Genomic DNA, 20,955 nt, shown 5'->3' with positions numbered 1-20,955 from the left:
GCTTCAATCCAGTATACAACGCATCCAGAATAGTGTGATTTTTATACACCTGACAACCACGTTTAAAGCAACTCGCTTACATTATGATCCTATAAATATATCACCATATTACGATAATTTTCACTGTCCCATCAGCCGAACATATTCATGATATTTCTCTTTTCCTTAATCAAATCAGAACAGTTCGCTGTGAAGACAATTTTTATTGCATCATCAGCAGTTCTGAAATGAGCCGTTGAGACAGGTTCTTTACCGTTGGGACCATGATAATAAATAATATTGTCAGGGATTTTATCTGGCAGCGAATGAACCAAATCTAATGGGATAAACATCGCTGAAGCCGTTCGGCCATCATTTCTGAGAATACCAAAGCGATTATCGTTATGCACATAAGATGGCATATTATGTGCGACCATTTCGAAAGGAAGATTAACACCGTACACATACTCGATCATTTTAACTAGCGCTCCACTCCCTCCCGGAGAACGGGAAGCAATTTCGCAAAAATAAATCTCTTTTGATGAATCGTCAAAGAAAAATTCAGAATGGAAAGTGGTGTTTTCAGGGGTAGGCATCAATGATAATGTTTCAAGGATAACAGGGCCGAAACGATCGATAATGTCTTTATCGAAAACAATGTTGCTCCCCAATACCTGAGATTCTGATTTAGCATATTCTAAACAGGTGCAATCATATTTAGAAACGCAGTAAAAAACCAGTTCGCCATTACTGACCACGCCATCTACATGATAGACTGGGTAGTCAATAAACTCCTGAATAAGAAATCCCTCCTTGATCAACGTTTTTTGTTCCAGAAGCTCTCTCCCAGTGTTCTTAGTCACTTCAAATGAATCCGTTCCAGCTAATGGCTTGATGATGTATTTTTTATCCGGGTCAATGTCTTTTTCAACATCGAATGCTGTGGTGGATGTCACATTGAAAGTAAAAGGCACTTTAAAGGTTTTAGCATTGATTAAACAATTAATCATCTCGCGTTTATTTCTAAAGCACTCAGCGCTTTTAAGTCCTTGCCCATGAATGTTAAGTTCCTCTCTCAAATAAGCTGCTGGCTCAATGTGCAGCTCACTATCTGCAATAATGCTAAATATATTCCTGTCGCTCAATTCCGGAATGAGCTCAGCCGCGTAAGACTCAATGGTATGAGAAGAAACAATGAGACACTCCCAACCCTGATTTATAAATTCACCTGCAAGATCCCCCGTACAGACAATGATAATCTCGTCTTTGTAATAGGGTAAAAATTCATCAAGGGGGCGAACAGAATCAGGCCATCCGTTTATGAAAACCGATTTAAATGTCATAAATACTCCTGAGTAATGGCAAAACAAGAAATCATTTATATTGACTCATGTACCATGAAATGGTTTTTTTCAAACCATTAGCGACATTATATTTAAGATCGTAACCCAATAGATTTTTAGCCTTACTTATATCTGCCAGAGAATGAAGAACATCACCGACCCGGAAGTCTTTTTTGTATATACCCAGAGTTCCCTTTTTGGTAGCCTCTGGGACTTCTGATATTATAAAGTTCAGCAAGAAATTCAGCGAAGTCCGTTCACCATGTGCAATATTATAAATCTGATTGACAGCGCTTTCAGACTGAGTCAGAGCCGCACGCAGGTTAGCCTGAACAACATTATCAATGTAACAAAAATCACGACTGGTGCTCCCATCACCATTGATAATAATCGCGTCTCCATTTATTACCTGAGATATCCATTTAGGTATAACTGCCGCATATGCGCCATTCACATTCTGCCGGGGGCCGAACACGTTGAAATAGCGTAACCCAATACTGTTTAACCCATAAACTTTATGAAAGATATGCGCATAGAGTTCGTTAACATATTTAGTCACGGCATAAGGACTCAATGGATTACCAATAGAATGTTCAACCTTAGGAACATCTTGAATGTCACCATAAGTGCTACTGCTGGCAGCATAAACAAAGCGTTTAACCTTTGAGTGTTGTAATGCCATCAGCATAGTAAGAAAACCTGTGATATTAACATCATTTGTCTCAAGCGGATTATCAATGCTTCTGGGTACACTTCCCAGCGCAGCCTGATGTAAAACATATTCAACCGGATGACTGACGTCCCACAGCATGGCTTCTGCACAGTCGCTTGAGTTACGAATATCGCCCTTAATGAACCTAAAACGGCCCCATTGCTGCTCAGTAACCAATTCTTTTACATCGTCTAAATTTTTCCGGTTGCCGGTACTGAAATTATCCAAGCCAACAACATATTGATTACACTTAAGCAGTGTCTCTAACAAATTGCTCCCGATAAATCCGGCGCAACCTGTTATCAACCATGTTTGGCTTTCACGCGAAAGAGCGTCAAGAATATCATTGTATTCTCTCATGATTTAGAAACCTTTTTTATTTAATAACTTATGAAAAAATATTCTTGAAATCATTAATATAAGCATCGACCTCACCTAGTTTTTTTATTCTATCAAGCCCCATCCCTTTGAACTCATCATGTCCGACAGCAATGACTATTGCAGAATAGTTTCCAAATTCCGGCAGAGAATTTAAACATTTCAGGTTGAGCGCATGCTCAGCCTCTGAAATATTTACAAGAGGATCATATATATCAACATCCATGCAGTATTCTTTGAAGTGATTAAAAAGATCGACCACCTTAGTATTTCTGATGTCGGGGCAGTTTTCTTTAAACGTTAAACCAAGAATTAACACCTTAGCTTTTAAAATGGATTTCCCGGAAGAAAGAAGGCGTTTAATAGTTACATCAACGATATGCCTAGCCATTCTGTTATTAACTCTTCTTCCAGCTGATATCAGCTCTGGGTAATAACCCACCTCCTGGGACTTATGGATTAAATAGTAAGGATCTACGCCAATGCAATGGCCGCCAACCAGACCGGGTTTGAATGGCATGAAATTCCACTTTGTATTTGCCGCGCTTAAAATCTCTTTGGTATCCAAATCAAGTGTATCAAAGATAAAGCTGAGCTCGTTAACCAAAGCTATATTTACATCTCTTTGTACATTTTCGATGATTTTAGCGGCTTCAGCAACTCTTATGCTGCTGGCTTTAAACGTACCCGCAGAGATAATTTCATTGTAGAGTTCGTCAATTGCTCCAGAGACTTCATGAGTTGAACCACTGGTGATTTTTTTAATATCCGTCAGGCGTCTTGCACTGTCACCGGGATTGATTCTTTCCGGGCTGTATCCGCAAAAGAATGTTTCATTGAAAATCAGGCCTGATTGACTTTGTAAAACGGGCACGCAGATATCCTCTGTACAACCAGGAAATACCGTTGATTCAAATACCACGACAGAGCCTTTTTTCATAACCTTACCAATCATTTCACTGGCAATAATAAGTGGTTCAAGATTAGGCTGATTGCCTGAGTCGATTGGTGTGGGTACAGTAACAATAAAAACATCACAACACCTGGTATCATCAATATCGCTGCTAAATGTAAGATGCGTTGACTGATTTAAATCATTAGCGCTGAGTTCTCTGGTATAATCGATACCACGTTTAAGCTCTTCAATGCGCTTAAAGGATATATCATATCCAATAACCTCTCTGTATTTTCCAAATGCTGCCGCCAAAGGCAATCCAACATAGCCCAATCCAATAACTGCTATCTTTTTATGTCTGATATCCATTATCGCCTCCATTAAGATCCTATTTTGATACATAAAGAGTTGGATGAGAGAGGGTTTTTATTTAAAAAAACCCGGCTTCCGCCAGAAAAACATTACGCTTCATCACTTTCCAGAATATTTTTTACGACTGACTCAATGTAGTCCGTTAGTACAATATCTTTATCGAAGTAAGGGGCAAATTTTCGAGTTTTGATATAAAGTGAATATCCATCAGGACTCAATTTATTGACACCCCGAATATCAGCAGCCTGACAGGCACACATTAACTCGAAAGCAACAACATACTTTGTATTGACTAATACATCACGAACACGACGAGCCGCCACAAGACCAAATGAAACAACATCCTGAAAGTCAGCGGTTGTGGTAAGCGTCTGGATTGAAACCGGTGTCGCCAGCGACCTGTTTTCAGCCGTTAACGATGCTGACATAAACTGTCCCCCCATAAGACCTAATCTGAGACCCGGATTTTCTTTACATAGGAAAGGTGGCAAGCCATTACTGTTAGCGCTGGTCAAAAAACGGTCTATTCGCCTATCGGATAGGTTACATAAAACAATCAGAGATACATTTAATTGGTCCATTGCCATGGATACATACTGACCATGGAAATGACCGTTGTGAAAAACCTCGTTGTCATGTGGCGTAATTAATGGATTATCATTTGATGAATTTAATTCATTTTCAATAACATCGTGAACATACCGGATATTATCAAGTACGGGCCCCAGCACCTGAGGCGTGCAACGAATAGAATAACTGTCTTCAATAGGTTGCGCAGTCTGTTTAACGTTATCTGACATTTCTTCAGATAAAAAGCTTGAGACTTCTGACTCGTCCACGATCATTTCAGAACCTTTAAGTGCATCCCAAAGCATCGTTGCAACATCCTGTTGCCCTTTATGCGGTTTGAGTTGATGCACCCTTGGGTCGAAGGGCTTAGATTTCGCGCAGAGGCTCTCAAACGTAAGAGCACTGATACGAATGTATTTCATAAGCAGTTCTGTCGATTTTGAAATATTGATAGCCGCCATGCCAACCATTGCCGAGGTACCATTTATTAAAGCGAGACCTTCTTTGTAACTCAACGCTAACGGCACTAAGTTCATCGCGGCAAGTGCGTCTTTACCACTGAGCTCACATCCATTGAGTTTCGCTCTCCACTGACCGGTAAGGCATAGAGCAATGGCTGCTAATGGTCCTAAATCACCGCTGGTACCTAGTGAGCCTTTCTCTGGGATACAGGGTATGATCCCGGTATTATAAATATTTATCATACGCTGGAAATTATCAAAGGATAAAGCAGAGTTCCCCCTGGCGAGTGAAATAATACGTGCAAGGAAGGCAGCTCTTGCGGAATGATCATCGAAATAACTGCCTACATTTGTAGCAACAGCATTAACTAAATTATTTTGCAGTTCAGTCGCTTTTTCTATAGGGACAAGTCTGTCAACAAAACCGCCCATGCTCGTATTGACGCCATATATTACTTTTCCGCTGTTCACCATCCCGGTTAATGTTATTCTTGATGCAACAACGCGTTCTTTAACTCTGTCGGTGAAATTCACTTTCATACCCGACTGCGAATAATGAACCAACTCTGCCAGTGATACGTTACGATCTGCATCAAGCATCAATACATCTGAGTCAAATCCAGATGGCCCGAATTCCATGAGCATTTATCCTTATGAGGTTTTGTATACTTCATTTATTTTCAGTGACAAAAATCAGTTCTGCTTCGATATTATCAGCGTTAGCTATCGCTGCACCACGCGTATCACCGCTAGCAATAAAATAGGCCACGTTCCCACAACCATGTTCATAGGGTGGTATGACATCGCCGACTGTCAATTCATCACTCCACCACTTAAAATCATAATACCCTTCTTTAGTTTTAATTTTTTCAACTCCATCAACTTTAATGATCACTCCGGGTACGGGGAAAATGGACCGATTAACCATTCCTTTGCTGAATTTTGGAGCCAGCAGACTTAAATCTATTTCTTCACCCATTGATTGCTGTATGGCAGCTTTCAAAATACAGGTTCCATTACTTAATGGCACCATTTCAGTACCGAACCTAGGACCACCTAAACGTGCCGCTAGTTCGATAACATACACATTGCCAGATGTGGAAATAATAATATCGCCTTTAACAACCCCGTTATAGATACCTAAGGCCAATGCAGCTTTTTCAGTTTGCAACGTCAATGCATCCTGCATAACGCCATCAAGGGAGGTCGGCATAATGTCACCTACTTCCACAAAATTTGGCTCGTATTCTTTATATTTAAAAATCCTGTCTGAAATCGCGGTTAGATGGAGTTTTCCCTTTATCATCAAGCCCTCGGTACTATGTTCAGAGCCAAGAATAAATTCATTAGCAATGATCTTTTCAACGGAACCGAAATGCTTAACATAATTGTAGCCATTTTCAAGCTCTCTCTCATTCTTTATTAGAATAACCCCTTTACTTGAAGAGAGATTCAAAGGTTTTAAAACTATCGGATAATGAATCAGATTAGCGAAGTCTTTCACCTCCTCCAGACATGAACAAACTTTAAACCGGGGAGCAGGTACGCCTTCTTTTTCGAATACTTTTGATCTCAGGTCTTTATCTGTTGCAAGCGTTGCAGAAGCATTTGATATGCTTTGCAGACCAAAATGTGAAGCTATCGCAGCAACTGATTTAGCGGTATCCCAACAGAGGCTTATCACACCATGAAACAGGCAGCCTTTGTCTGCTAATTTTTTTGCGGCGTCCAGTGCACTTGCCACATCTTTAGAATTGGCTTCTATGACTTCATTGCAATGCTCTAATCCCTTATCATTTGTAAATTCAGTTATCATGAAAATACTATAGCCCCAGCCTTTCACATCTTTTAATATTTCACCACTGAGCCCATTCCCGCAAAACAGGATATTTTTATTCAAAACAACCCCCCATTACAAACTGATTTATCATTTGCACTTAAAAAATTGGCAAGTAAAAACATTCCTTTTTTTAACTCATATATTGACACACACTCAACGGCTGAGTGTGCATCTGCTAAAGAACCCGCACCAAAAATAACAGTCGGTATTTCTGCAAAATTAGCATAGTGCCTAGCGTCACAGCTTACCCTCCATCCCGAAGAGAGCACGGACGGGGTATTTTTATTTAATGAAGCCTTAATATTCATTAAATAAGCAATTAACGTATTATCAACTGAGCTCAGATATGCCTGATTTCGTAACCCCACATGAAAGTTAAAATTCACATGAATGCCCGGATAATTATCAATGACCACCTGCAAATGATCTCGTATACGGTTTTCAATTGATTCAATAGAGGATGGCGGAAGAAACCCGGTGTTGAATACTAAAGAGCATTTTTCAGCCACTGTACCTGGCCACTCACCACCATTAATTTTTCCTATATTTATCTGCAAAGGGCGCTTCCAATGATTGAATGATTCATCCCTGCTTGCCTCTTTTAACATCTCCTCTTCAAGACTTTCTAAATGTTTTATGATATCAATAGCACATTTAATTGCAGACACCCCAGTGAGATCACTTCCCATATGCACAGATTTCCCCTGAATCTCTAACGCGGTTGTCAGGCATCCTCTATGACCATTATGTACATCCAGATTTGTAGGTTCAAACACCACCACCAAATCGGCATCAACACCATGGAGAATGGTTGATAGTGTCCCATTCCCCCCCGTTTCTTCATCCGAAACCAGATCTAAAAGTACATTGCATCCTATTTCATCACCTGATTCCTCCAGAAATTTAATCGCACCTAATAATAGAAATACGTTAGATTTAGTATCACAGGCTCCTCGTGCGTAAACCTTATCGCTGTCACAATACGGTTCAAATTGATTGTCAGAAAATTTACTCTGCGGTACAACATCCACATGGCAATTAAATAAAATCTTCCTTTGATTGTTTTTTCCTTTCGAATAGACTGATCTCAAATTTACTCCATGGGGATTAACTGGGTATGTTGCCAGGCTATGCCCTTCCAGCGCTTCATGGTAAGGTTCTCTGAAATATTCAAATCCATATTGCGTTAGTATTTTTCCCAGACACTCATAGGCATCCTTTTCTTTTCCATCAGAAGTGTCAACTCGCAGATATTCAAATAACTGAGCTATAATACTTGAAGAGTTTTCGCTAAACCATTTTTCGAATGCAGATCGACTTAACATATAAAAATCCCTTTATTTAAATATTTCCTATCTAACGGATTGAATTGATTATATTAGGCAGGGTAAGACTTCCTAAACCAGCATTAATGCTTTCATTAAAGATATGATGTACAGATTTTAAAATGTTTGTGTCGTAACCATTTTCAGCACAAAGACACTCGAAGTATCTGAGGTCCTTTTCAGCATTTGATATGGAAAAATCCAAACTCTTTTTACTTCCCTCTAGACTCCATTCGAAAAAACCCTGTAAAAGCCCACTATTTACGCCGCCATGTTTAACCAGATCCCTAAGTGATTCGAGGCCAACATCCAGCTTTTCACAGGCGGCAAATATTTCAGCACTGATGGCAACAACGCCCATTGACAACGCGTTGTTAAGGAGTTTGAGCTTATGGGCACTTCCTATACCGTCAGTGGGAATGATAAATTCAGAATATAAGGTAACAATGTCATGTGCTTTTTTTCGGGGCTTGTTTTCGCCACCCAGTATCGTATTCAGCCGACCTTCTTCCGCTTCCTTTGGGCCTCTGGTGACAGGCGCATCAACATATTCAAATCCTCTGGATAAGAGTTTTTCAGAAATCTCTTTGCTTAACGTCGGGTCGCCTGTTGTTGTATCAATAATGAGACCTTGATAACACTTATCATTTTCTAACCCCTTTACCCCGAATAAAACATCATTTACCTCCGCAGAGGAAGGAAGGGAAAGAATGATAATATTACATTTCTGGGCCATTTTATTGATCGTGTCAACTTCCTTTGCTTTCATGTCTAGTAATTTTTCTATACCTTCACGATTTTTATTACCAAGAAGATATAATTCACACCCTTTGGCAATCAGGCTTAATCCGATCCCATATCCCATTTTACCAATACCAACCAACCCGATAGTTTTATCAGTCATAATCAATTTTCTTCATCCTTGTGAATTAAACCACAGAGTTTATCTGACGCAGTTTTTAGTGTGACTTTATGGATCTTACTGAATAACTTTTGTTCGGATTTTTTATTATACTCAACCATGCTCAATACAATTTTCTGTACAAAAAGCCCCTGTTCCATATTGGCAAGTTCCATACCATCAGGGTAATCAATGCTTTCTACGACCCACTCTATGAATTTACAAATCTTGGATAACCCGTGATGATTTCCCTCCGGAGGAGTACTCGACAAGTCATATATCTTGACAAGTTTTCCCTGCGATCCAGTAATATCGTAGATTTTTAAATAATCGTAATCCCAAAGAGGTTTATCAAATTCCAAAACAGCAATTTCCGTAGCGTCACCTTCTTCATCGGCTAAAATAAACTCCATTTTTCTCGTACGTTCTGAACGTAAATAGCTACTACTGCCAGAAATGATGGGGCCGTTTTCAAAATTTAACGTTACCGTAATGCCATCAGGCCTGGACAAGCCTCCCGTATGGAAATCACTTCGGCTAATCCATGTACTTACATTCTCAACGTTCGCATTACTCGTTATGTTGCTTAAAAACAGGGCAAGATCGAGAGGGTGTGTTATTTCAGAAAAGACGCCAACTGTTGGTCGTGGGTCATTTAACCTGAACTTTGACCACTCAAAATAAACTCTCTTCACTTGCCGACGTTTATTATTAATGTATTCGCGTAGCCGTAAACAGGCATCGCTGTACCTTTCTACAAAATGGACAATGATCAAATCAGGTTGGAAATTATCACGTAAGTATTTTATTTCTGAGGCGGAATTTACTAATGGTTTTTCGCATATTATTTTTCTATAACTGATGCCAGAATCAACTATAAATTTAAAAATCCCAAAATGCGCGTTGTCGTTTGTCGAGATAAAAATGAGATCGAATATATTTTCAAGCAACATGTCCTGATAATTTTCATAAAGCGTGTATTTTCCCCTCTCCAGAGTGAAGAGTTTCTGAGTATTTGAATCCGCGACGCACTTAACCTCTAGTACGTGTTTTCTTACGTTAACAATGTCTATTGCTTGGAAGAAACGCCGACCGGCATTGCCAAACCCAATTATTGCAACATTTAACATATTGCTTTCCTTATAAGCAGACCATTCTTTTTGCTCGCATTAACAAGCAACATTAACGCAGTAAAAAAATGCGTTTCAGTCTAAACATCGTCCTTTGGGATATCTTCTGATTGTTACAATTAATGATTATTTTTGTCAATGTTTAAATATTTTTCTTTATATTACCTCTGATTATTAATACTTACATTTTCAATAAGAAAAATTTATCATATCAACTTCCAATCTATAGACTTTATAAATTAAAATGAATAAAATCATTGTATTACTGAAGATATTCAAATTATTGAATATTTATCATTGACAAACCATCAGTTTAAACAAAGTATTTGTGATTGTGTGTATTCAGCATCTCACCAAAACAATAAAAATATAGCATTCATTAACTAAAGGATTGTAAATGAATCAAGTCCCTGCCCCAGGCAGACTTCCTGCAGATGAATCCTCTTATTGGCGGTCGAACTTATACATATGTATGCTAGGTTCATTCTCAACATTCATGGGAATGACCCTAACTTTCCCGTTTCTGTCTCTTTATATTCAAGCGCTTGGCGTATTGGACTCAGACGATGTTATCCGCTGGTCAGCAATAGCCTATGTGGTTACTTTCGCTGTCGCTATTTTCGCGGCTCCAATATGGGGAAACATTTCAGACCGTTTTGGTAATCAATTTACGCTGCTGCGCGCAAGTCTGGGTATGTCTATCGTGATTTTTTGTATGGGGTTAGTTCAGGATGTCTATCAACTCGTTGGTACGCGGGTTTTACTGGGATTGGTCGGTGGGTATTCTTCAGGAGCCATTATTCTTGTTTCAAAGCAAACCCCTAGGATTCATTCAGCGTGGGCTTTAAGTATGTTGTCATCAAGCGCACTCGCCGGTAATTTACTCGGTCCACTTCTCGGAGGTGTTCTTTCAGAACTAGTTGGACTAAGGTATACCTTCTTTCTTTCCTCATGTATTATTTTTTTTAGCTTCATTCTCACTCGTTTTTTTATTATAGAAATTCATCAGCGGCCACTGACTGGTAGGGCTGCTATAAAAAATGTGTTGCTCGACATAAGGGATATCAAGGCTGTAATTTTATTATTCATTTCAACATTGCTAATTTTATCTTCCTACATGTCGATTGAACCTTTCATCTCGGTCTATATCCTTAACATGGTCGGGGAAAGCGGTAAACCTGCATTAATTGTTGGATTAGCCATTTCCTCAACGGCTCTCGGAAGCATAACTTTTTCTCCTTTCATTGGTCTGTTATCAAAAAAAATAGGTCCATTGAATTTGATAGTGCTCTGCCTTTTCATTACAGGTTGCTTACTTATCCCTCAAGCTTATGTTGCAACTAGTCTGCAATTCATTTCTCTGCGTTTTTTAATGGGCCTGACTCTTGCAGGATTGATACCCACTATCACCATGATTATCAGTGATAATATTTCCCCGCCGTACTCTGGAACGCTTCTCGGCTGGTTAATGTCCGCTCAATATTTGGGACAGATTCTGGGACCGTTAACAGGAGGGATAATAGCAACAAAATTTGATATCGGTGCTGTATTTATCGCTACAGCATTCGTTTTAATCGCTACCGGCATAATTATTTTGTTATTCGTAAAAGTCAGAACACCGTAATGATGGACAGCGATTGGGGAGCGCACAATAAATGGGTCCAGAAAATCGTTCGCCCCCCAATCAAGTAAAACTATGTGCAGGTCACGCTAATTTGCTGGGCCGCAAACGCCGCGCGCAACGCGTGAGCAAATTGCAGCGCGTGAGCCCCATCGCCATGCAGGCACACGGTTTGCGCATTCACCGCCACCCAGTCGCCAGAGATGCTTTGTACTTTACGCTGTTGCACCATCGTCAGCGTGTGGGCAATTGACTGCGCAGTATCTTCAATCAACGCACCCGGCTGACCGCGCGGCACCAACGCGCCACTGGACAGATAGCCGCGATCGGCAAACACTTCTTCGCGCGTTTTCAGCCCATGATGGGCCGCTGCCCGAATCGACTCACTGCCCGCCAGCCCCACCAGGATTAAACCGGCATCAACCGCCTTGACGGCACGAGCAATGGTATCCGCCAGTTGTGGATCGGCTGCCGCCTGGTTGTATAACATGCCGTGCGGTTTGACGTGCACCAGTCGCGCGCCCTCGCTTTCCGCCAGACTTTTCAGTGCGCCAATCTGGTAAATCAACTGCGCATAGACGATATCTGGCGGCAACTGCATGGCGGTGCGGCCAAAATTTTCCCGGTCGGGAAAGCTGGGATGCGCACCAATCGCCACCCCAGCCGCCTGCGCCCAGCGCACCGATTGCAGCATGGTTGCCGCATCCCCCGCATGGAAACCGCAGGCGATGTTGGCGGAGCTGACCAGTTGCAACAGTTCCTGATCGCTGCCGCTCCCTTCGCCAAGATCGGCGTTGAGATCAATTTTCATGTGATAGCCCCCAATTCATCTGATCAAATACACGCTGTTGCTGCTGCTTCGCCTGCATCGCTTCTTCCAGCGTGCAATGGGTGAAATGAATCGGTTCCCCCAGGCGAATCTGGGCTAAATGATAGAGATCGGCTTCGATAATGCAGGCAATTCGCGGATATCCCCCGGTAGTCTGCGCATCGGCCATCAACACAATCGGCTGTCCATTTGGCGGCACCTGCACCACGCCCGGTACCAGACCGTGTGACAACAAATCGCGCGTGGCGTTACGATGCAGCGTGCGCCCCTGCAAGCGATAGCCCATGCGGTTACTTTGTGGACTCAGTTTCCACGCGCTGCGCCAGAACGCTTCCTGCGCTTCACGGGTGAATTCGTTGTATTCCGGTCCGGGCAGCGCGCGGATACGATTGCCCCACAGCAACTGCCGCACCCCGGCTTTCTTGCTGAAGTCACGAGTCGCCTTGCCGAGCGGCAACAGATCACCATCCTGCAACTTACGTCCGGCAAAACCACCAAATCCGGCTTTCAGATCGGTACTGGCGGAGTCCAGCATCTCTGGCACAGCAAAACCGCCGTTAATCGCCAGGTAACTGCGCATGCCGTGCACTGGCATCGACAAACTGAGGACCTGCCCTTTCTTCACCGGCAGACGCCAGCCGGTCCAGACAGCTTTGCCGTCCAGGTTAGCATTGCAGCCTGCTCCCGTCAGAGCGAACCAACCGTCACGCTGGAACTGCGCTTTAAACTGCCCCAGCACAATCTCCAGTACCGCGCTGCCTTCATCGTTACCCACCAACATGTTGGCGGTGCGCATGGCCGGTTGATCGAGTGCGCCACTGACGCTGATGCCAAACTGCCGCCAGCCGTTACGGCCCTGATCCTGCAATGAGGTCATCAATCCGGCACGAAGAATCTTTAGCATACGCCCTCCTTTTGCGGCACGAAGCGCACGCTGTCGCCGGGACGCAACAGCGTTGGCGGTTGCTGTTGGGGATCAAACAGGCTGATGGCGGTTTGTCCCAGCAATTGCCAGCCACCAGGGGTTGCCAGCGGGTAAACGCCGGTTTGGCTGCCGCCGATGCCGACTGAACCGGCAGGCACGATCACGCGAGGCTCGGCGCGACGCGGCGTATGTAAGCGGCTATCGAGGCCGCCCAGATAGGGGAATCCAGGCTGAAAGCCAATAAAATAAACCACATAGTCGGTGCTGCTGTGTAGCTCCACCACCTGGCGTGGTGTCATACCGGCATGCTCGGCGACCACCGATAAATCCGGCCCGGCCTCACCGCCATAAACCACCGGGATCTCCACCAGACGCGATTCCGGTAGCTGCGCTTCACTCTCTTCCCACCAGCGTTGCAGAATCTCGATAGCATCCAATGCATTGCGCTGTGGATCGCGCAGCAACAGCGTCAGATTGTTCATGCCGGGAATCACTTCCGACACCTTTTCATTACCCTGTAGCCGCTGGCACAATCCCCAAATGCGTTGCTGGCTGGCTAAGGAAACCGGTGGTTCCAGTTCCAGCACTACCGCGCGTTCCCCCAGCAGATAACAACGTGCTCGTTGCAAAACCCACCTCCTGATTCACTTTCTTCCGGGCAGCCAACTGATGTTGCTCCCCGCTGTACGCGTGTCGCTTATGCTTTAAAGGCAACCAGTTATGCGAAAGTGTCAGAGGTGTGTCAACCGATTTGCGCCCCCAGCCGTAGCTTAGGGCGCAATAGCTGAAAAATCAGGCAGGATTGTCGATATCGATAAAGGTCACGTCGAGGCCATAGCTTTGTGCCAGCCATTCCCCCAGTGCCTTGATGCCGCCACGTTCGGTAGCATGGTGTCCGGCGGCAAAGAAGTGCAGTCCCTGCTCGCGAGCGCTGTGAATGGTTTGTTCCGACACTTCGCCAGTGATAAACGCATCGACGCCGAATGCCGCCGCGCTGTCAATAAAGCCCTGACCGCCGCCGCTACACCAGGCGATACGTTTGATTTTCTCCGGCGCGTTATCACCGCAATGCAGCGGTGTGCGCCCCAGCGCCTGGGCGATGCGTTGCGCCAGCGTCTCACCGCTCAGCGGCTCCGCCAGCTCGCCCCACGGCACCAGCGGCATCACCTCGCCCTTCACCTCAATATTGAACAACCGCGCCAACTGCGCGTTGTTGCCGAGATGAGGATGGGCGTCAAGTGGCAGATGCCAGCCATACAGGTTGATATCATTGGCCAGTAGCGTGCGCAGGCGCTGGCGCTTCATCCCTTTAATCACCGGCGCTTCGCTTTTCCAGAAATAACCGTGATGCACCATCACCGCATCGGCATTGCGTTTTACCGCTTCGTCGAGCAATGCCTGACAGGCGGTGACACCGGTAATAATGGTTTTCACCTCCGGACGACCTTCCACCTGCAACCCATTGGGGGCGTAGTCACTAAAGGTGCTGCTGTTCAGCTGCTGGTTAACAATGTGTTCTAATTCAACGTGATTCATAATGGCTCCCTGACCTCTCAGGCCGCGCTGCGCGCGCGCTCGAAGGCGTCCAGTGTCTTTTTACGTGCGTCCTTATGTTCCACGATTGGCTCAGGATAATCGAGTGTCTTGTTATTTTTCTGCGCCCAGGCGTGCGGCTGATGGATATGCGCGTCCGGTACTGCCGCCAGTTCCGGTAACCACTGGCGGATAAACTCACCCTGTGGATCGAAACGCTCGCCCTGAGTCGTCGGATTAAAAATGCGAAAATAGGGAGCCGCATCAGTGCCGGTAGAAGCCGCCCACTGCCAGCCTCCGTTATTGGCCGCCAGATCACCGTCGATCAGCTGCTGCATAAAGTAGCGTTCCCCGTCATGCCAGTCGATCAGCAAATCCTTCACCAGAAAACTGGCGACAATCATCCGTAGCCGGTTATGCATCCAACCCAGGGTATTTAGCTGGCGCATCGCCGCATCCACAATCGGATAACCGGTTTTGCCCTGCTGCCAGGCCACCAGATGGTTTTGATTTTTCTGCCAGCGCACGTTACGCGTCCAGGCGACAAACGGCTGATGTTTGCATAGTGCGGGAAATGCCACCATCAAATGGCGATAAAACTCACGCCAGATCAACTCGTTAAGCCAGACAAATGCGTGACCGCCATCCAGCGCGTCCGGGTGGTGTTTGAGGATACGATGCAGGCACTGGCGTGGCGACAACACGCCCGTCGCCAGATACACCGATAGCCTGCTGGTGCCATCCACTGCGGGTTTGTCGCGTTCAGCGGCATACGCCACCACCGGCTGCTGCGCGAAATGGCGCAACTGTTGCAGCGCCGCCTCTTCGCCGACGGGAAACAGCGTGGCGTCGAAATCTTCCAGCGGATAGTCAAACGGCGGAATTTCGTGTTCGACCGCGATGGGGCCCCCGGCACGGGCGCGAGGGGCCATATGACATTCGGGCAGCCCCTGATGCAAACGACGGACAAAGGCTTTGCTGAACGGGGTAAACACCTTAAACATGGTGTGATTGCCGGTCTGCACGCTCCCCGGCGGCAACAGCAGGCTGTCATCAAAGCCCTGGCAAATCACGCCCTGATCATCGAGACGTTTTTCCGCAGCGGCATCGCGCTGACGTTCATTGATTTCGTATTGATAGTTGTAAAATAGCTGATCGACCTGCTGCTGCTGGCAAAAGTCTGCCAGATACTCCAGCGAGGCAGCAAAATCGTCGCATTGCTGGTAATGCAATGGGATGCCCCGTTCCGCCAGCGCCTCCTGCAACAAACACAGGCTTTGATAAATAAACGCCGCCTGTTTCGGTGCCATATGATGTTGCTGCCACTGGCCGGGCGTGGCGATAAACAGTGCCAGCACGCGCGCGCCCGGATCGCGACAGGCAGCATACAGCGCGCTGTTGTCATTGATGCGTAAATCATTGCGCAGCCAGACAAGATGAGTGGTCATAAAGCTCCTGAGATTATTGGCCATAGCGCAGACGCAGCGCTTCCGGGTAAGGGTCGAAATAACGCTGCTGGGTTAGCCACGGATGCGGGAACTCCGCCATGTAGTGTTTCAGCATGGTGATCGGGGCCAGTAACGGCTGTAGCCCACAGCGATAACGGTCAATCAGCAGGGCCAGCTCCTGGCGTTGCGGCGAGGTCAGCTGACGGCGGAAATACCCCTGCACATGCATCAACACATTGGTGTGGTTGCGTCGGGTCGATTTGTGCGCCAGCAAACGCATCAACCGGTTGCGATATTCAAAAGCATAATCATCCAGCGAATCCCACGACTCCATCTTCGCCACAAAACGTCCCAACTCACGGTATTCATCCTGAGAGTGAGACAGCAGCAGCAGTTTGTAGCGACTATGGAACGCCACCAGTTGATGACGCGTCAGGCCATTGCGCCACATCTGATTGAATTCATGCAGGGCGTAAACACGGCCAATGAAGTTTTCCCGGATATCTGCATCGTTGAGACGACCATCCTCTTCCAATGGCAACCACGGCAGTTCACTCTGGAGGAATTCGGTGAAAATGCCGGTACCCGCTTTACGATTGTTGTTGGTTTGCGGTTCATACACCCGCACCCGCTCCAGACCGCAACTGGGTGATTTGGCGCACAGGATGTAGCCACAGAGGTGATGCAACCCTTTCACCCGTTGTGCAGACCACTGCGCCATCTGATCCGTGACCTCATCGCCGCCCGCCTTACTGAAGCACAGATGCACGCGCGCATCGTCCTCTTTCACCAGACGCAGCGCCGGGCGCGGCGTCGGCAAACCAATCGCCATTTCCGGGCATACCGGCTCGAAATGGACAAAGGGGCTGAGTTCGTCTGTCGCAAAGGCAAAACGCTTATGGCCGCCATCAAAGCGAACGCTATCCCCGAGCAGGCAGGCACTGATACCGACAGGAATTTTTTCGCGCATACTTGTACAACCTCCGAAATCTTGTAGAGGTTTTAAGTGTAGCTGAAATGTATGCCGAACACAGCGTCAGCGCGGATGCGCAGTGAGAAATTGGCATAAAAAAACCCGGTGCTTCAGGGAAGACACCGGGTGGAACGGCAGCGGAACAGCGTTACCAGAAAATACCGCCAGCCGCTTCAGATTGCGCCAGCCAAACTGGCTTCGCGCTGGTTTTGCACCACATACGGTGCAGATAGCTGTAAAAGCGTGCGCGATCGGCACGGAACAGCATCACAGGGAGCGCCAGCACCCCCAGCAACACCACCAGCGCGCGGCGCAGCACAACTTTGTAGAACGGATATGCCTGATACATGGTTGCCTCCTGGTGAGTCTGAGAAAATGTGATCTGACACAAATATTACGCCTCGTTGTGTAATTTTACTACTCATCCGACCACTTTTTTGATCTTTTTTTGTCCATTTCATCGCCGCACTGAAATTAAGTTACATGAATGTAAATGTAAGGTTCCCAATGGGTAACAAATTTCAACACGGACGGCGGCGCGATTTATTGCTACAGTGAACCGTTATCCATTTCTGCCGCAGGAGTTCGCGTGACCACCATCTTGATCGTTGAAGATGAAAAGGAGATCCGCCGTTTCGTGCGCCTGGCGCTTGAAGGCGAAGGGCTAAAGATTGTGGAAGCCGAGCAGTTGCAACGCGGCCTGATTGAAGCCGCCACGCGCAAACCCGATTTGGTGATCCTCGACCTCGGTTTGCCCGACGGCGATGGCAATGACTTTATCCGTGAAGTGCGCCAGTGGAGCAGCATGCCGGTGATTGTGTTATCCGCCCGCACGGACGAACAGGATAAAATCGATGCGCTGGATGCCGGTGCCGATGACTATCTCACCAAGCCTTTTGGCATTGGTGAACTGCTGGCACGGGTGCGTGTGGCGTTGCGACGTCATCAGGGCAGCCAGTCCGAACCGGTATTGCGTTTTGGTGACGTGATGGTCGATCTGGCGGCGCGTCGTGTGCTGCGCGCTGGCGAAGAGGTGCATCTGACGCCGACCGAATTCCGTCTGCTCAGTTTGCTGCTGAATAATGCTGGAAAAGTGCTGACACAACGTCAGTTGCTGAACCAGGTCTGGGGGCCAAATGCGGTGGAGCATAGCCATTATCTGCGCATTTATATGGGGCATCTGCGTCAGAAGCTCGAAACCAACCCCACCCAACCCAACCATCTGCTGACAGAAACCGGCATTGGTTATCGGTTTATGCCATAAAAAAAGGCGCATAACGCGCCTTTTTTCATTTCGCTGTGCTTAAGCGTTTTTCAACACTTCGCTCACGATTTCTACCGCTTCTTTCTCGATCAGCTGGCGATGCTCAGCGCCGAGGAAGCTTTCACAGTAGATTTTATAAGCATCTTCGGTGCCGGACGGACGCGCGGCGAACCAGCCGTTCTCCGTCATCACCTTCAGACCACCAATTGATGCGCCGTTACCCGGTGCCGCCGTCAGACGTGCGGTGATCGGATCACCGGCCAGCGTGTCAGCGCTCACCATTTCCGGTGAAAGCTTCGACAATGCCGCTTTCTGCGCGGAAGTCGCAGCTGCCTGCAAACGGTTGTAGCTTGGTGCGCCAAAACGCGCCGCCAGCTCATCATAATGTTGCTGCGGGTTTTTACCGGTGACAGCGGTGATTTCCGCCGCCAGCAGGCACAGAATGATGCCATCTTTATCGGTGGACCAGGCCGTGCCGTCGAAACGCAGGAACGACGCCCCGGCGCTCTCTTCACCACCAAAGCCGAAGCTGCCGTCGAACAGGCCATCAACGAACCATTTGAAGCCCACTGGCACTTCCACCAGCTTGCGGCCAATGTCGTTCACCACGCGGTCAATCATCGCGCTGGACACCAGGGTTTTACCCACGGCGACATCTTTGCCCCACTGTGGACGATGCTGGAACAGGTAGTTGATCGCCACCGCCAGATAGTGGTTCGGGTTCATCAGGCCAGCCGGCGTCACAATGCCGTGGCGGTCGTAATCCGGATCGTTGCCGAAAGCCAGGTCGAATTTGTCACGGTACGCTAACAGGCCAGCCATCGCGCACTCTGACGAGCAGTCCATACGCACCACGCCATCTTTGTCCAGATGCATGAAGCGGAAGGTCTGATCAATAGCATCGTTAACAATGGTGATATCCAGCTTGTAATGCTCTGCGATACGCTGCCAGTAGGCCATACCAGAGCCACCTAGCGGATCAACACCAATTTTCAGGCCCGCTTTCTGAATCGCCGGGAAGTCGATCACCTGCGCCAGCCCCTCAACATAGGGTTGGATCAGATCCTGCTCAACGATATGACCGCTGGCCCACGCCTGACCCAGTGGCAGACGTTTTACATCCTTCAGACCCGCTTTCATCAGCTGGTTAGCACGATCTTCCACCACTTTGGTGACGTTCGTATCGGCCGGGCCACCATTCGGCGGGTTGTATTTGATACCACCATCTTCCGGCGGGTTGTGCGACGGGGTGATGACGATGCCATCAGCCAGTGCGCCACCGCGTTTGTTGTGCTCAAGGATCGCGTTGGAGATAGCAGGCGTCGGTGTGTAGCCGTTGTCCTGCTGCACAATCACGTCGACGCCGTTAGCCGCCAGCACTTCCAGCACCGACAAAATCGCCGGTTCAGACAGCGCATGGGTGTCTTTACCGACATAGCACGGACCGGTGATGCCGTTCTTCTTACGATCTTCCGCGATGGCCTGCGCAATCGCCAGAATATGCATTTCGTTGAAGCTGTGACGACCTGCGCTACCACGGTGACCGGAAGTACCAAATTTCACCGCATGTTCAGGGTTATCCACATCCGGCTTCAGGACGTAGTACTGAGAGGTTAATTGTGCAACGTTAATCAAATCGCTCTGCTGGGCAGGCTGCCCGGCACGGGGGTGATTGGCCATTGGCGCTTCTCCCTGACGCTTCGGTTTAAATGGTGCCGCAAACTTTCTCTGTCAGTTCCTGCGGGAACTGCATGGCTAACATGATGTGTTCCACCATGCTGCATTTGCGACCGGTATTGGTATTGGTGATCACCCAGTACGGTGTGCCGGGCACATGCTTCGGCTTAGTATGGGTGCCATTTTGCAGCAGCGTATGCTCATCACCGGCAAAATAGACGCGGGTGCGTCCTTGCAGTGACGCCGTGGCATCCGCAAAGGCTGCGGGATCAAGACGATAGAGCGTTGACAACACCAGCATAAAGCGATTAACCGCCTTTTTCTGCTCTGCATACTCATCGGAAAGTAACAGTTCACGTACCGCACGAACGCGATCCTGCGGACGGGCTTGCGTTGCGACCGACTGGGCTTCTTTGGCCGCAACGGCGACAACAGCAGAGGTTGCAGGGGCACTCTGACCGGCAGTGAACTTCAGCATGCGGCGCAAAATTTCGGAGGCGCTTTCACCAATGTGCTGGGTGTGGCTGGCAATATAACGGTAGAGTTCTTCGTCAACTTCAATCGTTTTCATCTTTTTCCGTACGATTCTGGCAAATGACAGAACCACGCATTTCTGCAAAGGCCTTAGCAAAATCCTGCCGTGCAAAATGTGAGCGGGCTCTAACATGAGGATTATAAAGTTAAATCCCAGGCGGCCGATAGCGCTGGCATCGTTTCAGGGCAAAAGTCGGAATATGCCCTAATGCCCACCAGGTTGGCTCCTGAGCAGGTGGATTCAT

19 protein-coding genes are annotated in these 20,955 nt (G+C 47.0%); 2 read left to right on the top strand and 17 right to left on the bottom strand.

What is annotated here, in order from left to right; genetic code table 11:
• Window positions 1–131: 131 nt before the first annotated feature.
• The 8 genes from AC6I8N_RS06020 to AC6I8N_RS05985 all read right to left on the bottom strand — a co-directional run bounded on the left by AC6I8N_RS06020 (window position 132) and on the right by AC6I8N_RS05985 (window position 9,906).
• Entirely contained in the window at window positions 132–1,322 is a 1,191-nt protein-coding gene (locus tag AC6I8N_RS06020) for an ATP-grasp domain-containing protein (protein WP_497830262.1), read from the bottom strand.
• Window positions 1,323–1,353: 31 nt separating this feature from the next.
• Window positions 1,354–2,394 (bottom strand): SDR family oxidoreductase, encoded by a 1,041-nt coding sequence (locus AC6I8N_RS06015; protein ID WP_497830261.1) that lies wholly within the window; start codon window positions 2,392–2,394, stop codon window positions 1,354–1,356.
• Between the two features lie 28 nt (window positions 2,395–2,422).
• Complete coding sequence (locus AC6I8N_RS06010; protein ID WP_497830260.1) at window positions 2,423–3,676, bottom strand: nucleotide sugar dehydrogenase; 1,254 nt, start codon at window positions 3,674–3,676, stop codon at window positions 2,423–2,425.
• Between the two features lie 92 nt (window positions 3,677–3,768).
• Window positions 3,769–5,349 (bottom strand): phenylalanine aminomutase (D-beta-phenylalanine forming), encoded by a 1,581-nt coding sequence (locus AC6I8N_RS06005; RefSeq protein ID WP_497830259.1) that lies wholly within the window; start codon window positions 5,347–5,349, stop codon window positions 3,769–3,771.
• A 31-nt stretch (window positions 5,350–5,380) separates the two neighbouring features.
• Window positions 5,381–6,610, bottom strand: coding sequence for an ATP-grasp domain-containing protein (locus AC6I8N_RS06000; protein ID WP_497830258.1), 1,230 nt, complete (start codon window positions 6,608–6,610; stop codon window positions 5,381–5,383).
• A complete protein-coding gene (locus tag AC6I8N_RS05995; protein WP_497830257.1) occupies window positions 6,607–7,875 on the bottom strand; it encodes a M20 family metallopeptidase in 1,269 nt (422 codons plus the stop codon). Before AC6I8N_RS05995 ends, AC6I8N_RS06000 begins: the two co-directional genes overlap by 4 nt.
• A 31-nt stretch (window positions 7,876–7,906) precedes the next feature.
• Window positions 7,907–8,779, bottom strand: a complete 873-nt coding sequence (locus tag AC6I8N_RS05990; RefSeq protein WP_497830256.1) for an NAD(P)-dependent oxidoreductase — start codon at window positions 8,777–8,779, stop codon at window positions 7,907–7,909.
• A gap of 2 nt (window positions 8,780–8,781) precedes the next feature.
• Window positions 8,782–9,906, bottom strand: a complete 1,125-nt coding sequence (locus AC6I8N_RS05985; protein WP_497830255.1) for a Gfo/Idh/MocA family protein — start codon at window positions 9,904–9,906, stop codon at window positions 8,782–8,784.
• Between the two features lie 397 nt (window positions 9,907–10,303).
• Here AC6I8N_RS05985 and AC6I8N_RS05980 point away from each other — a divergent pair, with 397 nt between their 5' ends.
• Window positions 10,304–11,530 carry an MFS transporter gene (locus AC6I8N_RS05980; protein ID WP_497830254.1) on the top strand — a complete coding sequence of 409 codons (1,227 nt, stop codon included), beginning with the start codon at window positions 10,304–10,306 and terminating at the stop codon, window positions 11,528–11,530.
• A 70-nt stretch (window positions 11,531–11,600) separates the two neighbouring features.
• Here the strand turns inward: AC6I8N_RS05980 and pxpA are convergent, their stop codons facing one another.
• From pxpA to AC6I8N_RS05945, 7 genes are all read right to left on the bottom strand, one after another.
• Window positions 11,601–12,338, bottom strand: coding sequence for a 5-oxoprolinase subunit PxpA (pxpA, locus tag AC6I8N_RS05975; RefSeq protein ID WP_497830253.1), 738 nt, complete (start codon window positions 12,336–12,338; stop codon window positions 11,601–11,603).
• Window positions 12,328–13,260 (bottom strand): 5-oxoprolinase subunit PxpC, encoded by a 933-nt coding sequence (pxpC, locus tag AC6I8N_RS05970; protein WP_497830252.1) that lies wholly within the window; start codon window positions 13,258–13,260, stop codon window positions 12,328–12,330. Before pxpC ends, pxpA begins: the two co-directional genes overlap by 11 nt.
• Window positions 13,254–13,910 (bottom strand): 5-oxoprolinase subunit PxpB, encoded by a 657-nt coding sequence (gene pxpB, locus AC6I8N_RS05965; RefSeq protein ID WP_497830251.1) that lies wholly within the window; start codon window positions 13,908–13,910, stop codon window positions 13,254–13,256. Before pxpB ends, pxpC begins: the two co-directional genes overlap by 7 nt.
• Window positions 13,911–14,073: 163 nt before the next feature.
• Window positions 14,074–14,817, bottom strand: a complete 744-nt coding sequence (locus AC6I8N_RS05960) for a type 2 GTP cyclohydrolase I (RefSeq protein ID WP_497830250.1) — start codon at window positions 14,815–14,817, stop codon at window positions 14,074–14,076.
• A gap of 17 nt (window positions 14,818–14,834) precedes the next feature.
• A complete protein-coding gene (phrB, locus tag AC6I8N_RS05955; RefSeq protein ID WP_497830249.1) occupies window positions 14,835–16,262 on the bottom strand; it encodes a deoxyribodipyrimidine photo-lyase in 1,428 nt (475 codons plus the stop codon).
• Between the two features lie 13 nt (window positions 16,263–16,275).
• Window positions 16,276–17,232, bottom strand: coding sequence for a YbgA family protein (locus AC6I8N_RS05950; RefSeq protein ID WP_497830248.1), 957 nt, complete (start codon window positions 17,230–17,232; stop codon window positions 16,276–16,278).
• Window positions 17,233–17,383: 151 nt separating this feature from the next.
• The gene (locus tag AC6I8N_RS05945) at window positions 17,384–17,584 is read right to left on the bottom strand and encodes a DUF2517 family protein (RefSeq protein WP_021182396.1); all 201 of its coding nucleotides are present in this window, start codon (window positions 17,582–17,584) and stop codon (window positions 17,384–17,386) included.
• A 240-nt stretch (window positions 17,585–17,824) separates the two neighbouring features.
• On the opposite strand from AC6I8N_RS05945, the gene kdpE reads away from it, so the two are divergent.
• The gene (kdpE, locus tag AC6I8N_RS05940; protein ID WP_497830247.1) at window positions 17,825–18,499 is read left to right on the top strand and encodes a two-component system response regulator KdpE; all 675 of its coding nucleotides are present in this window, start codon (window positions 17,825–17,827) and stop codon (window positions 18,497–18,499) included.
• 39 nt (window positions 18,500–18,538) lie between these two features.
• Here kdpE and pgm read toward each other — a convergent pair whose 3' ends face one another.
• Entirely contained in the window at window positions 18,539–20,179 is a 1,641-nt protein-coding gene (gene pgm / locus AC6I8N_RS05935) for a phosphoglucomutase (alpha-D-glucose-1,6-bisphosphate-dependent) (protein ID WP_497830246.1), read from the bottom strand.
• Between the two features lie 25 nt (window positions 20,180–20,204).
• Window positions 20,205–20,747, bottom strand: a complete 543-nt coding sequence (gene seqA / locus AC6I8N_RS05930) for a replication initiation negative regulator SeqA (protein ID WP_497830245.1) — start codon at window positions 20,745–20,747, stop codon at window positions 20,205–20,207.
• Window positions 20,748–20,955: the final 208 nt, after the last annotated feature.

The sequence above is a fragment of the Pantoea sp. X-Soil-TKNS-1279 genome (assembly GCF_059730565.1).
Note: the sequence above shows the minus strand (reverse complement) of the source record. Positions and strands in the feature narration are given on the sequence as shown.

Bases quoted from the DNA above. Each gene is read 5' to 3' on its own strand.
- AC6I8N_RS06020 (WP_497830262.1), bottom strand. From the start codon at position 1,322: ATGACATTTAAATCGGTTTTCATAAACGGATGGCCTGATTCTGTTCGC.
- AC6I8N_RS06015 (WP_497830261.1), bottom strand. From the start codon at position 2,394: ATGAGAGAATACAATGATATTCTTGACGCTCTTTCGCGTGAAAGCCAA.
- AC6I8N_RS06010 (WP_497830260.1), bottom strand. From the start codon at position 3,676: ATGGATATCAGACATAAAAAGATAGCAGTTATTGGATTGGGCTATGTT.
- AC6I8N_RS06005 (WP_497830259.1), bottom strand. From the start codon at position 5,349: ATGGAATTCGGGCCATCTGGATTTGACTCAGATGTATTGATGCTTGAT.
- AC6I8N_RS05995 (WP_497830257.1), bottom strand. From the start codon at position 7,875: ATGTTAAGTCGATCTGCATTCGAAAAATGGTTTAGCGAAAACTCTTCA.
- AC6I8N_RS05990 (WP_497830256.1), bottom strand. From the start codon at position 8,779: ATGACTGATAAAACTATCGGGTTGGTTGGTATTGGTAAAATGGGATAT.
- AC6I8N_RS05985 (WP_497830255.1), bottom strand. From the start codon at position 9,906: ATGTTAAATGTTGCAATAATTGGGTTTGGCAATGCCGGTCGGCGTTTC.
- AC6I8N_RS05980 (WP_497830254.1), top strand. From the start codon at position 10,304: ATGAATCAAGTCCCTGCCCCAGGCAGACTTCCTGCAGATGAATCCTCT.
- pxpA (WP_497830253.1), bottom strand. From the start codon at position 12,338: ATGAAAATTGATCTCAACGCCGATCTTGGCGAAGGGAGCGGCAGCGAT.
- pxpC (WP_497830252.1), bottom strand. From the start codon at position 13,260: ATGCTAAAGATTCTTCGTGCCGGATTGATGACCTCATTGCAGGATCAG.
- AC6I8N_RS05960 (WP_497830250.1), bottom strand. From the start codon at position 14,817: ATGAATCACGTTGAATTAGAACACATTGTTAACCAGCAGCTGAACAGC.
- phrB (WP_497830249.1), bottom strand. From the start codon at position 16,262: ATGACCACTCATCTTGTCTGGCTGCGCAATGATTTACGCATCAATGAC.
- AC6I8N_RS05950 (WP_497830248.1), bottom strand. From the start codon at position 17,232: ATGCGCGAAAAAATTCCTGTCGGTATCAGTGCCTGCCTGCTCGGGGAT.
- AC6I8N_RS05945 (WP_021182396.1), bottom strand. From the start codon at position 17,584: ATGTATCAGGCATATCCGTTCTACAAAGTTGTGCTGCGCCGCGCGCTG.
- pgm (WP_497830246.1), bottom strand. From the start codon at position 20,179: ATGGCCAATCACCCCCGTGCCGGGCAGCCTGCCCAGCAGAGCGATTTG.
- seqA (WP_497830245.1), bottom strand. From the start codon at position 20,747: ATGAAAACGATTGAAGTTGACGAAGAACTCTACCGTTATATTGCCAGC.